Annotated in this window: 11 protein-coding genes; 3 read left to right on the top strand and 8 right to left on the bottom strand. The window is 59.5% G+C overall.

All coding sequences use genetic code 11. From position 1 onward, the window contains the following. Positions 1-48: 48 nt before the first annotated feature. The 7 genes from radA to AUC43_RS04990 all read right to left on the bottom strand — a co-directional run bounded on the left by radA (position 49) and on the right by AUC43_RS04990 (position 8,017). On the bottom strand, positions 49-1,446 hold the full coding sequence (gene radA, locus AUC43_RS05020; RefSeq protein WP_068190632.1) for a DNA repair protein RadA: 1,398 nt from the start codon (positions 1,444-1,446) through the stop codon (positions 49-51). 282 nt (positions 1,447-1,728) lie between these two features. Continuing rightward, positions 1,729-2,607, bottom strand: coding sequence for a glucose-1-phosphate thymidylyltransferase RfbA (rfbA, locus tag AUC43_RS05015; protein WP_068190629.1), 879 nt, complete (start codon positions 2,605-2,607; stop codon positions 1,729-1,731). 102 nt (positions 2,608-2,709) lie between these two features. After that, complete coding sequence (locus tag AUC43_RS05010) at positions 2,710-3,717, bottom strand: SDR family oxidoreductase (protein WP_068190626.1); 1,008 nt, start codon at positions 3,715-3,717, stop codon at positions 2,710-2,712. 97 nt (positions 3,718-3,814) lie between these two features. Then, entirely contained in the window at positions 3,815-4,870 is a 1,056-nt protein-coding gene (gene rfbB / locus AUC43_RS05005) for a dTDP-glucose 4,6-dehydratase (protein WP_068190624.1), read from the bottom strand. Positions 4,871-4,999: 129 nt separating this feature from the next. Next, a complete protein-coding gene (gene galE, locus AUC43_RS05000) occupies positions 5,000-6,034 on the bottom strand; it encodes a UDP-glucose 4-epimerase GalE (RefSeq protein ID WP_068190621.1) in 1,035 nt (344 codons plus the stop codon). Positions 6,035-6,090: 56 nt separating this feature from the next. After that, a complete protein-coding gene (locus tag AUC43_RS04995; RefSeq protein WP_068190618.1) occupies positions 6,091-7,386 on the bottom strand; it encodes a nucleotide sugar dehydrogenase in 1,296 nt (431 codons plus the stop codon). Between the two features lie 4 nt (positions 7,387-7,390). Then, entirely contained in the window at positions 7,391-8,017 is a 627-nt protein-coding gene (locus tag AUC43_RS04990; RefSeq protein ID WP_068190616.1) for an acyltransferase, read from the bottom strand. Between the two features lie 92 nt (positions 8,018-8,109). On the opposite strand from AUC43_RS04990, the gene AUC43_RS04985 reads away from it, so the two are divergent. Next, positions 8,110-8,697: a Uma2 family endonuclease gene (locus AUC43_RS04985; RefSeq protein ID WP_068190614.1), complete on the top strand. Its 588-nt coding sequence runs from the start codon at positions 8,110-8,112 to the stop codon at positions 8,695-8,697. A gap of 17 nt (positions 8,698-8,714) precedes the next feature. On the opposite strand, the gene AUC43_RS04980 is transcribed toward AUC43_RS04985, so the two are convergent. Continuing rightward, positions 8,715-10,157: an aldehyde dehydrogenase gene (locus tag AUC43_RS04980; RefSeq protein WP_068190611.1), complete on the bottom strand. Its 1,443-nt coding sequence runs from the start codon at positions 10,155-10,157 to the stop codon at positions 8,715-8,717. 267 nt (positions 10,158-10,424) lie between these two features. On the opposite strand from AUC43_RS04980, the gene AUC43_RS04975 reads away from it, so the two are divergent. Both AUC43_RS04975 and AUC43_RS04970 read left to right on the top strand, forming a co-directional pair. Next, on the top strand, positions 10,425-11,150 hold the full coding sequence (locus AUC43_RS04975; RefSeq protein ID WP_068190609.1) for a class I SAM-dependent methyltransferase: 726 nt from the start codon (positions 10,425-10,427) through the stop codon (positions 11,148-11,150). A gap of 103 nt (positions 11,151-11,253) precedes the next feature. Continuing rightward, entirely contained in the window at positions 11,254-12,063 is an 810-nt protein-coding gene (locus tag AUC43_RS04970; RefSeq protein ID WP_068190606.1) for a dolichyl-phosphate beta-glucosyltransferase, read from the top strand. Positions 12,064-12,186 lie beyond the last annotated feature (123 nt).

Here is a 12,186-nt window from a genome sequence, read left to right as displayed (position 1 = left end):
GGTTGCTTACCGCCGCAGCCAGAGGCTGATTATCAGCACCCTTTTCCCTTAGCCGAACAAGCCGTTCAGTACCTCATCGAGCCGGCTAACGGCTTGCACTTTTAATCCAAACCGCGCCAGGTCCAACCCTTTACCGTTGAAGTGCGAAACGTACATTTCCCGGAATCCTAATTTCTCGGCTTCGGCCAGGCGCTGGTCAAGGCGCGACACAGCGCGGATTTCGCCGCTCAGCCCAACCTCGGCGGCCAGGCACACATCGCCGGGAATGGGCAGGTCGTTCAGCGAAGACACCACCGCCGCGCACACGGCCATGTCCAGCGCCGGGTCGTCGAGGCGCAGCCCGCCGGCAATGTTCAGGAACACGTCGTGCTGGCCCAGCCGCAGGCCGGCGCGCTTCTCCAGCACAGCCAGGAGCATTTGCAGGCGCTTGCTGTCGAAGCCGGTGCTGCTGCGCTGCGGCGTGCCGTAGGTGGCGGGCGTGACGAGGGCCTGCACCTCCACCAGCAGCGGGCGGTTGCCCTCAAGCGTAGCCCCAATGGCCATGCCGCTCAAGCTCTCGGCGCGTTGCGAAAGCAGGATTTCCGACGGGTTGCTCACCTGCCGCAGGCCGTCGCCCTGCATCTCGTAAATGCCCAGCTCCGAGGTGCTGCCGAAGCGGTTTTTGGTGGTGCGCAGAATGCGGTAGCTCATGTGCCGGTCGCCCTCAAACTGCAGCACGGTGTCCACCATGTGCTCCAATATCTTCGGGCCGGCAATGCTGCCGTCCTTGGTGATGTGGCCGATGAGCAGCACCGGCGTGCTGGTTTCCTTGGCAAATTTCAGAAACTCGGCGGTGCACTCGCGCACTTGGCTCACGCTGCCCGCGCCGCTCTCCACCAGCGTGGAATGCATGGTCTGGATGGAGTCGATGACCAGAATATTGGGCTGGACTTGGTCAATCTGCCGGAAGATATTCTGGGTGTTGGTTTCCGTGAGAATGTAGCAGCCAGGGTGTTGGCCGTCGGCCATGCGCTCGGCCCGCATTTTTATCTGCGCTTCGCTTTCCTCGCCGCTCACGTAGAGCACCTTCATCTTGCGCAGGCTCAGGGCAATTTGCAGCATCAGCGTGCTCTTGCCAATGCCGGGCTCGCCGCCAATGAGCACAATGGAGCCGGGCACCAGGCCACCGCCCAGCACTCGGTTTAGCTCGCCATCTGGCGTGATGATGCGGGGCTCGTCCTCGGCCAGGATGTCGCCGAGGGGCACCGACTTCGCGGCCTTGGTAAGGTTGCCGCCGGGCACGGTGCTGGCGGGCTTCCACTGGCCCGTGGTAGTGGCCACGGTTTCCTTCTGCACCACTTCCTCCACGTAGGTGTTCCACTCGCCGCACGCGGGGCAGCGGCCTATCCATTTTGCCGATTGGGCACCGCAGGATTGGCAGAAAAATACAGTTCTGGCTTTGGCCATGAAAGAGCGAATTTTCGATGAATGGGTAATGTTTCACACGGGCGACAACGCCGAAAAAGTTGCCTCAAAATGAAAGCATTCGCCCGGTCAGCCCTATTAAGAGTGAGCCGCAAGGTACGTCCTACCAAGACCGGTTTTTAGCTCAGCTTTCTACCCATGCTAATCAGCAATCCAGACCGGCAGCCGCCGCAATTCGCCGGAAGGATGGCACTATATCAGCTGCCTAATAGCAGAAACACCCCGCAACAATGCTGCGGGGCGTTTCTGTTTTAGAAGCTTTTCTTACTCGGCCATCACCAACTGCTCGGGCAGGTGCATCAGGTAATCACCGTAGCCGCTTTTGCGCAGCGGCGCTGCAATGGCCCGCAGTTGGTCGGCGTCGATGAAGCCCTGCCGATAGGCAATTTCTTCAATAGCGCCCACCTTCAGCCCCTGGCGCTGCTCAATCACGCGCACAAACTCGCCAGCCTGCATCAGGCTTTCAAACGTACCGGTATCGAGCCAGGCCGTGCCGCGGCCGAGAATGCCTACTTTCAGCGTGCCGCGCCGCAGGTACTCGCGGTTCACGTCGGTAATTTCGTATTCGCCACGCGGGCTCATCTCCAGGTTTTTGGCGATTTCAATGACGTCGTTGTCATAGAAATACAAGCCGGGCACCGCGTAATTGCTCTTGGGCTGGGCAGGCTTCTCCTCGATGCTCAACGCTTTCTTATCGCCGTCGAACTCCACCACGCCGTAGCGCTCGGGGTCGAGCACGTGGTAGGCAAACACCACGCCGCCGGTTGGGTCGCTGTTGGATTTCAGCAGTTCCTCCAGGCCCGCGCCATAAAAGATGTTGTCGCCAAGCACCAGGGCTACTTTATCATCCCCAATAAAATCGGCGCCAATTACGAAGGCCTGAGCTAGGCCGTTGGGCACCTCCTGCACCGCATATTGGAAATCGCAGCCTAGGTTCTTGCCGTCGCCGAGCAGCTTTTGAAATTGCGCCTGGTCGTGGGGTGTGGTGATAATCAGCACTTCTCGAATGCCCGCCATCAGCAGAATCGACAGTGGGTAGTAAATCATCGGCTTGTCGTACACCGGCATGAGCTGCTTGCTCACGGCGAGCGTGAGCGGGTGCAAACGGGTGCCGGAGCCGCCGGCGAGAATAATTCCCTTCATGAGCGCGAGGTTTCGCTAAGTTTAAAAAATTAGGTTTCGCAATGTCTTGCCCACAAAGCCTTTGCGAAACTTACTTTTAAGCTTCGCAAAGGCTTTGCGCGATTAGTTGCGCTCAGCGATAAACTCCTGGTTGGCCTTAAACCACTCTAGGGTCTGGCGCAGGCCTTCGCGAATGCGAATCTGCGGCTCGTAACCCAGCAAGTTATTGGCCTTGGAGATATCAGCCAGAGAGTCGCGGATGTCACCAGCCCGGTCAGGGCCAAACTTGGGCGCCAGGTCAGAGCCAGCTTCTTCACGCAGGATGTCGTACATCTCCACCAATGAAGTTCGGTCGCCTACTGCAATGTTGTAAACCTGGCCCAGAGCCTCAGGCTTTTGCACCAGCGCGGCCCGGATGTTGGCTTGCACGCAGTTTTCCACGAAGGTGAAGTCGCGGGTCTGGCCGCCGTCGCCGTTGAGCGTAGGCGGCTGGTTTTGCAGGATGGCGTCGATGAACAACGGAATCACCGCCGCGTAGGCCCCACCCGGGTCTTGGCGCGGACCGAAGATATTGAAGTAACGCAGGCCAACGATTTCCATGCCGTAAGTGCGGGCAAACACGTCAGCGTACAGCTCGTTGGCGTACTTCGTGACGGCGTAAGGCGAAAGTGGCTTACCAATCCGGTCTTCCACTTTGGGCAGGCCGGGGTGGTCGCCATAAGTCGAGGACGAGGCGGCATATACGAAGCGCTTCACGCCGGCATCTTTGGCCGCCGTGAGCATCTGGACAAAACCTCCCACGTTCACGTCGTTGGTCAGCACTGGGTCTTTGATGGAGCGGGGCACCGAGCCGAGGGCGGCCTCGTGCAGCACCACATCGACTCCGGCGCAGGCGGCGGCGCAAACCGCCGCATCGCGGATGTCACCGTCCATGATTTCCAGGGCTGGGTTGCCGGCAAACAGCGCTAGATTCTTGCGGAAGCCGTTGGAGTAGTTGTCCAGCGTACGCACCTTTTTAACGCCGTACTTCAGCAAGTACTCCACGATATTGGAACCGATAAAGCCCGCACCACCGGTGACCAGAAAAGTAAGGTTATCGAGCGGCTGCTCGTGAAATGGGGTTTCGTACATAAGGTCAGTTAACAGTTATCAGTGAGCAGTGAACAGTTATTCAGCAGGCTATCGAACGAAACTGTTCATTGCTCACTGATAACTGTTAACTGAAGCGTTACCGCCCCGCGTACTGCTTCTGGTTATACTCCTGATACGCACCACTGGTCACACTGTTCAGCCACTCCTCGTTGGCCAGGTACCAATCCACGGTTTGCGCCAGTCCTTGCTCGAAGGTCACGCTCGGTTTCCAGCTCAGCTCATTCATGATTTTGGATGAGTCGATGGCGTAGCGCATGTCGTGGCCCGCGCGGTCAGTCACAAACTTGATGAGCTTGCGCGAAGTACCTAGCGCCTGGCCGGTTTTCTGGTCCACCACGTCGCAGAGCAGCTCAATGAGTTTCAGGTTCTGCCACTCGTTCACGCCGCCGATATTGTACGTATCGCCGTTTTTGCCCTTGTGAAATACCGCGTCGATGGCTGTAGCGTGGTCTTTCACGAACAGCCAGTCGCGCACGTTCTCACCTTTGCCGTACACGGGCACCGGCTGGCCAGTGCGCAGGCGGTGAATAGCCAGCGGAATCAACTTCTCGGGGAAGTGATTGGGGCCGTAGTTGTTCGAGCAGTTGCTCAACTTAATGGGCATGCCGTAGGTGTGGTGCCAGGCGCGCACGAAGTGGTCGGAGCTGGCTTTGGAGGCTGAGTAAGGCGAACGGGGGTCGTAAGCCGTTTCCTCGGTGAACATCTCGGGGCCGAAATCCAGCGAGCCGTACACTTCGTCGGTACTCACGTGGTAGAACACGTGGCCGTCGTAGCCGCCGGGCTGCCAGAGGTTCCGGGCCGCGTTCAGCAGGTTCACCGTGCCAATGACGTTGGTTTTCACAAAGGCCATCGGGTCGGTGATGCTTCGGTCCACGTGCGACTCAGCCGCCAAGTGAATCACGGCGTCTGGCTCTTCATTGGCAAATAGCTGGTCGACAAACGCTTGTTCGGCAATATCGCCTTTGATAAAACGGTAATTAGCAGCGCCTTCGATATCGCGCAGGTTCTCCAAGTTGCCAGCGTAAGTCAAGGCGTCGAGGTTAAGAATCTGGTAGTCGGGATACTTGGTAACGAACAACCGAACGACGTGAGAGCCGATGAAACCGGCGCCGCCGGTGATAAGGATTTTCATGTGTTTAAATGGTTTGTCATGCTGAGCGCAGCCGAAACATCTCTACCACGCAACTATTTCCGTCGATTGGATTAGTATTGAGGTAGAGATGCTTCGGCTGCGCTCAGCATGACGGGCTTTTTTAATTATTTACTTGGCTAGTGTCTGCTGCCACTTCCAGGCGCTGGCCAACGAATCCGCCAGTGAGGTCTCGGTGCGGAAGCCCAATACTTCGGCAGCCTTGGTGGCATCGGCGTAGATGGCCGGCACGTCGCCAGGCCGGCGGGGGCCAATGCTGTAGTTGAGCTTCTGCCCGGTAACCCGCTCAAAGGTCTGCACAACCTCCAGTACCGAGTTGCCGTGGCCCGTGCCCACGTTGAATGTCTCCACCGTGTCGGTGGCTTTGTGGTCTAATAGCCGCTGCACCGCCACCACGTGCGATTTCGCCAAATCCACCACGTGGATGTAGTCGCGAATGTTGGTGCCGTCGGGGGTGTCGTAGTCGTTGCCGAAGATGGTCAGCTTCTCCCGGATGCCAGCGGCCGTCTGGGTGATAAACGGTACCAGATTATTGGGCACCCCCAAGGGCAGTTCGCCAATCTTGGCTGACTCGTGCGCGCCAATGGGGTTGAAGTAGCGCAGCAAGATAGTGCGCAGCTTGTTGTCCGGAGCAGCCGCGACATCGTGCACAATGTCTTCGCACATCTGCTTGGTGCGGCCATAAGGCGAGGAGGCGGGCTTGGTGGGCGTGGCCTCCGTCACGGGCAGCGCATCGGGGATGCCGTATACGGTACAGGACGAGGAGAATACCAGATTCTCGACCCCGAATTCGGGCATTACCGCCAGCAGGGCAAGCAGGGAGCCCACGTTGTTTTTGAAATAGGCCAGCGGCTTCTGCACCGATTCGCCCACGGCCTTGAAGGCCGCAAAGTGAATGACCCCGGCAATGTTGGGCTCGGCCGCGAACACTCCGCGCAGGGCGGCTTCATCCGCGCAGTCGATGCGGTAGATGGGCACCGTCGTTCCCAGGATGGATTCGATGCCGGCCAGCGCCGACTCCTGCGAATTACTGAAGTTATCAACAATGACGGGCTGATAACCTGCCTGGTACAACTCGACTACGGCGTGGGAGCCGATGTAGCCGGCCCCGCCAGTAACGAGAATTTTGGTGCGTGATGTCGTCATAAGTTAAGGGACTAGACCCTGCGGAGCCAAGTCCACATAGCATCTTTCGGGTTGATTTACAGGCTCCAGTACTGGATATCCTTCATTTTGCCGCGGTACAGGCCTTTGATGTCGACCAGCACAGCGTTGTCCGAGGTGATAGACTGGAAATAGGCTTCGTCCTTGGAGGCGTAGGGCAGATGGCTTACGGCCACGATAACGGCGTCGTAGTCCGAGCGCACGTCGTCGTTGTGGGTAAGGCGGAAGCCGTATTCGTGGTGCAACTCGTTGGAGTCGGCGTGCGGGTCCACGATGTCCACGTTCACCGAGAAATTCTTCAACTCCTGGATGACGTCGGCCACTTTGGAGTTGCGGATATCTTCCACGTTTTCCTTGAAGGTGGCGCCCATCACAAGCACGCGGCTCTTGGCCACGTCCTTGCCTTTTTTAATCATCATCTGCACCGTTTTGCGGGCGATGTAGGCTCCCATGTTGTCGTTGGTGGTGCGGCCGCTCAGGATGACCTTGGCGTCGTAGCCCAACTCTTTGGCCTTGTAGGTGAGGTAGTACGGGTCGACGCCGATGCAGTGCCCGCCTACCAAGCCGGGCGAAAACCGCAGGAAGTTCCACTTCGTGCCGGCCGCCTCCAGCACCTCGTAGGTGTTGATGCTCATGCGGTCGAAAATCATCGACAGCTCATTCATCAGCGCAATGTTGACGTCGCGCTGGGTGTTTTCGATGATTTTGGCGGCCTCGGCCACGCGGATGCTGCTGGCGCGGTGCACGCCGGCGTCTACTACCAGCTCGTACACTTTGGCGATGGTGTCGAGGGCTTCCTGGTCGTTGCCGGATACCACCTTCACAATGCGGCGCAGCGTGTGCTCCTTGTCGCCGGGGTTGATGCGCTCGGGCGAGTAGCCCACTTTGAAGTCGTTGGGGAATTTCAGGCCCGAATGGCGCTCCATTACAGGAATGCAGTCCTCTTCGGTGCAGCCGGGGTACACGGTGCTTTCAAACACCACGTAGTCGCCCTTTTTCAGCACCTTACCCACCGACGACGAGGCGCCGAGCAGCGGCTTGAGGTCGGGCTGGGCGTGCTCGTCGATGGGCGTGGGAACGGCCACGATGTAAAACTGGGCCTGGCGCAGCACTTCCAGCGAATCGGTGAAGGTGATGTCGCAGCCTTCAAAATCCTTTTTTTCCAGTTCACCGCTCGGGTCAATGCCCTGCTTCATCTGTTCTACCCGGGTGGCGTTGATGTCAAAGCCAATGACCTTGAGTTGTTTCGCGAATTCGAGGGCGATGGGCAAGCCCACGTAGCCGAGGCCGATGACGGCCAGCGTGGCCTCTTTGCGCAATAGTTGGTCGTACACGTAGTTAATTTTTCGAGGTTCTTTTTTCGTTTTTCGGGAGCGGGCGCACCGCTTCGGCGGTGGCGCTCAACTCGTACTGTTCGCCACTTTCGGGGCAGGTAGCCCGGCGGTTGGCATCGAAGGCCAGGCGGTGGCCGTAGGCACTCATCCAGCCTTGCGGCCGGGCGGGGGTGCCGTATACGAGCGCATAAGCTGGAACGTCGTGCGTGACGACGCTGCCCGCTCCCACAAACGCATAGCGCCCCAACCTTACGCCACAAACGATGGTAGCGTTGGCTCCCACGGTCACACCTTGCTCCAGATAGGTGGTTTGGTACTGCCCGGCGCCTTTGCGCGGCACGGCGCTGCGCGGGTTTTTCACGTTGGTAAACACCACCGAGGGGCCCAGAAAGACGTCATCTTCGCAGACAACGCCGCCGTAGAGGCTCACGTTGTTCTGCACCTTCACGTTGCGGCCCAGGGTCACGCCATCGGCCACAAATACATTCTGACCCAAATTGCACTGCTCCCCGATGTCGGCGCCGGCGCAGACGTGGCTGAAATGCCAAATGCGGCTCCCGGCGCCTATCTGGCAGCCCTCGTCGAGGACGGCGGTGGGATGGGCATAGTAATCAGCAGCGGGATGGGGCATTCGGGGCAAACGCTAGTTTCAGCCCGCAAAGGTAAGACGACGGACGGGGTTGGCTTCGTACTTTTGGGTAAACCCCTTATTCCGCTTGCATTATGGGCCAGTCTGTTTTCCAAACCGAACCCACCGCCTCCATTTCGCCCGCCGAATACCTGCGGCTGGAGCGGGAGGCCGAGCAGAAGCACGAGTATTTTGACGGCGAAATCCGCGCCATGGCGGGCGCCGGTTACGTACACAACCTCATTTGCGCGAATTTGACGGGAGAACTCTACAGCCAGCTGCGAGGAAAAAGCTGCACCGTGGTAGGCAGCGACCAGCGCCTGCAGATTCTGAGCGGCAGCGCCTATGTGTACCCCGACCTGACGGTGGTATGCGGCCCGCCAGCATTCAACGAAGAGAAAACCTTTGATACGTTGCTGAATCCCACGCTGCTGGTGGAGGTCCTTTCCCCATCAACGGCCAATAACGACCGGGGGGAAAAGTTCATGTTTTACCGCCAAATCCCGAGCCTTCAACAATACCTGATTCTGGCGTCCCAGTCCATTCACGCGGAGCTCTATACCCGGGACGAACTGGGCCGCTGGGTACTCACCGAAACCCGGGACTTAAGCGCAGTGCTTGATTTGAGCAGCATTGGCTGCCAGGTACCACTAACAGAAGTGTACGCAGGGGTGGGTCTTTAATCCTGCCGTTTATTGAGCTAAAACTTCACGCACACGTTCTGGGCCTCCGTGAAAAACCGCAAGGCCTCCAAACCGCCTTCACGGCCGACGCCGGAATTTTTCATGCCGCCGAAGGGCGTGCGCAGGTCGCGGTGCAGCCAGGTATTCACCCACACGATGCCGCTGTGCAGGGCTTGGGCCACGCGGTGGGCCCGGGTGAGGTTGGTGGTCCAGATGGTGGCCGACAGGCCGTAATCGGTGCTGTTGGCCCAGGCAATAACTTCTTCTTCGGTATCGAACGGCGTGAGGGTGACAACCGGCCCAAAAATTTCTTCTTGGTTGGTGCGGCAGTCGTGGGGCAGGTTTTCAAAGACGGTGGGCTCCAGGAAATAGCCCTCGGCGCAGCGGCCGGGTACCGTCACGCGCTTGCCTCCGGCCAGAAGGCGGCCGCCTTCTTCGTGGGCCAGCTCAATGTAGCCCAATACTTTGTGCAAGTGTGCTTGGCTCACCAAGGCCCCTTGTTTGGTGTCGGCCGCAAGCGGGTCGCCAATCTTTTGGGCCTGGAGCTGCTGGAGAAACTCGGTTTTGAAGGCCTCGTACACGGGCCGCTCAATAAAAATCCGGGAGCCGCACAGGCAAATCTGGCCCTGATTGGCGAAGCTGCTCCGGATGCTGGTGGCCACGGCCGCGGCCAGGTCGCAGTCGGCAAACACGAGGTTGGGGTTTTTGCCGCCCAGCTCCAGGCTCAGCTTCTTGAACATGGGCGCGGCCGTGCGGGCCAGGTGCCGCCCCGTGGCCGTGCCCCCCGTGAAGCTGATGGCCTTGATGCCCGGATGCTCCACAATGGCCTGCCCGCAGCCCGGCCCGGTGCCGTGGATAATATTGAGCACGCCCGGCGGCAGACCGGCTTCCATGCACAACTCGCTTAGCAAAAAGGCCGTGGCCGGCGTGATTTCCGACGGCTTGGCCACCACGCAGCAGCCCACGGCCAGGGCCGGCGCTATCTTCCAGGTGAACAGGTACAGCGGCAGGTTCCAGGGCGAGATGCAGCCCACCACGCCGATGGGATGGCGCACGGTGTAGTTAAGGGCAATGCCCTCCTGCATGTGCGCCTCGGTGGCAAAATGCTCGGCGGCGGTGCCGAAAAAGTGAAAGTTGGAGGCGGCGCGGGGGATGTCCATCACGCGGGCCAGGCTCAGGGGCTTGCCGTTGTCCTGGCTTTCGGCTTGAGCCAGGCGCTCCAGGTTGGCGTCTATCAGGTCGGCGATTTTGACCAGCATGCGGCCGCGCTCCTCGGCGGGCAAGGCGCGCCAGGCGGGCAGGGCGGCTTCGGCGGCAGCCACAGCGGCGGCTACGTCATCGGGGCCGGAGTCGGGCAGCTGGCCGTAGACCTGGCCGGTGGCGGGCTCGATGTTGTCGAGGTAGCGGCCGGCCAGGGGCGGGACGAGCTGGCCGTTGAGGTAGTTCTGGATGAGTAGCATGGGTAATAAACAAAAGGCAGCACCTAGAAAAGCAGGCCCTGGGCAGAAGCCCCCCTTTCCCTTGGTTTTGCAATGTACTTGGGAAAGCAAGCACGGGCGGGCAACCCAGAACGAACGGGCCGTGCATTTGGCAGGCCCCAAGAAGACGGTAGCCAGGGCCGTTACGCCATCATGGCAGCCTGCTCCTGCGCCAAAACAGGGTTTGGCAGCTACCCGCTAGTTGGCTGCGGCAAAAGGCACTAAGTTTACGCGCTTGTCACGACTCCTATGGATTTAAAAGAATTGGAAAACGGCGTCAATCCCGACGTCCACTGGTATTACCAAAGCAAAAAGCTGCCTTTGTTTAATTACGCCAAGCAGCTGGTGAGGCGGGGCAATCCGTTGACCATTGTAGACGTTGGGGCCGGCTCGGGCTTTTTTGCCCTTGAGCTGGAAAAGCACTACGGAGCAGCCATTGCCAAGGTGTACCTGGTCGACATCGGGTATTCAGCTGCTGAAATAGCGGCTACCCAAGGGCAGAAAGTCGAAAAGGTTTTGGCCATTCCGCCCGTCATCGAACATGGCTTGGTGCTGCTGATGGACGTGCTCGAACACCTTCCCGACGACTTGGCCATGCTGCAATCCATTAAGCAAGCCTGCGTCGGAGAAGAGAATCATTTCTTTATCACCGTGCCCGCGTTCCGCTCGCTGTGGAGCGGGCACGACGTATTCCTGGGCCACTACCGCCGCTACCGCATCCCGATGCTGCGCGGCGTACTGGCCAAGGCCAACTTTCGCAGCATCAAAAACTACTACCTGTACGGCAGCTTGTTTCCGCTGATATGGGCCGTGCGGCAACTAAGCAACCTCCGGCAGCAAGACGCCGCCTCCAACATGCGGCCGGCTTTGCCGGTCGTCAACCGCGTGCTGCTGGGCCTTACCAGCGCCGAAATGAAGCTAACTACGGCCAATAAGCTCTTCGGCGTCACGTGCGTGGCCGAGGGCAGAATTTAAGCGTCGCAGGAGCGAACTCCGGTTCATCTTTGGATAATTTCAGCCCAGTATTTTCACGGCCTGAACTTCCTCGCCGTTAGTCGCCGATTAATTCCTCTTCCCTTTGCACGTTCTCTCCTTCGTCATCCCAGCTTACAACGAGGCCGCCCGGATAGGCAGCACCCTGAAACAGGTGCTCGCCTACCTCCAGACGCAGCCTTACAGCAGCGAGGTAATCATCGTCGACGACGGCTCGACCGATGGCACGGCCCGGGTTGTGGAGGACATCATTGCTTCCCACGCCTTTCACATCCCCTGCCGGCTGGTCAGCTATTCGCCCAATCGGGGCAAAGGCTACGCCGTTCGCCAGGGCTTGCTGGCCGCCGAGGGTACCGTGGCGCTATTCTCCGATGCCGACTTGTCGACGCCGGTTACGGACTTGCCCTTGTTGCTGACGCCGATTCTGGCGGGGACGTTCGACGTGGTATTTGGGTCCCGGGCCCTGGACCGCAGCCTCATTGGGGTGCACCAGCCGTGGCTGCGGGAGCAAAGCGGCCGGTTTTTCAATCTGGTAATGCGGCTGGCCACCGGGCTGCCTTACGCGGATACGCAGTGCGGCTTCAAAGCCTTCCGGCTGGGGGTGTGCCGCCCCATCGTAGCCGGCGCCACCCTCGACCGGTTTGGCTTCGACGTGGAGCTGTTGTACCTCGCCCACCGCGCCGGGCTGCGCCTTTGCGAGCAGCCGGTGCGCTGGAACGACGCCACCGGCAGCAAGGTGGGCTTGCTTAACGGCCTCGATGGGTTTCGCGAGCTGCGGCAACTGCGCCGCCGCGCGCAGCAGGGCCACTACGACAACGCCTTGCGCGGCACGCGCGAAGCCATGGCCCGACCCGCTGCAATAATCACCAACGACCCCTTGTCCGCCGTCGAATAAAGCCAACACGTGCTGCTTGCTTTGGGCCTTGGTTACCGGCACCGCATCCTGCCTTCCCGCGGCGCTGATTCCTTTTTAGCCCGAACCTTCTAAAAAGCAGCTCACCATCGCCAACTTCCGGCT

It is taken from the genome of Hymenobacter sedentarius, from assembly GCF_001507645.1.
Taxonomy (GTDB): Bacteria; Bacteroidota; Bacteroidia; order Cytophagales; family Hymenobacteraceae; genus Hymenobacter; species Hymenobacter sedentarius.
The sequence above is the reverse complement of the archived record's forward strand: the minus strand, read 5'-3'. Positions and strand labels throughout refer to the sequence as shown.

Excerpts from the sequence above, each read along its gene's own strand:
- rfbB (WP_068190624.1), bottom strand. The coding sequence starts at position 4,870 with ATGAAAATCCTTATCACCGGCGGCGCCGGTTTCATCGGCTCTCACGTC.
- AUC43_RS04985 (WP_068190614.1), top strand. The coding sequence starts at position 8,110 with ATGGGCCAGTCTGTTTTCCAAACCGAACCCACCGCCTCCATTTCGCCC.
- galE (WP_068190621.1), bottom strand. The coding sequence starts at position 6,034 with ATGACGACATCACGCACCAAAATTCTCGTTACTGGCGGGGCCGGCTAC.
- AUC43_RS04975 (WP_068190609.1), top strand. The coding sequence starts at position 10,425 with ATGGATTTAAAAGAATTGGAAAACGGCGTCAATCCCGACGTCCACTGG.
- rfbA (WP_068190629.1), bottom strand. The coding sequence starts at position 2,607 with ATGAAGGGAATTATTCTCGCCGGCGGCTCCGGCACCCGTTTGCACCCG.
- AUC43_RS04980 (WP_068190611.1), bottom strand. The coding sequence starts at position 10,157 with ATGCTACTCATCCAGAACTACCTCAACGGCCAGCTCGTCCCGCCCCTG.
- AUC43_RS05010 (WP_068190626.1), bottom strand. The coding sequence starts at position 3,717 with ATGTACGAAACCCCATTTCACGAGCAGCCGCTCGATAACCTTACTTTT.
- AUC43_RS04990 (WP_068190616.1), bottom strand. The coding sequence starts at position 8,017 with ATGCCCCATCCCGCTGCTGATTACTATGCCCATCCCACCGCCGTCCTC.
- radA (WP_068190632.1), bottom strand. The coding sequence starts at position 1,446 with ATGGCCAAAGCCAGAACTGTATTTTTCTGCCAATCCTGCGGTGCCCAA.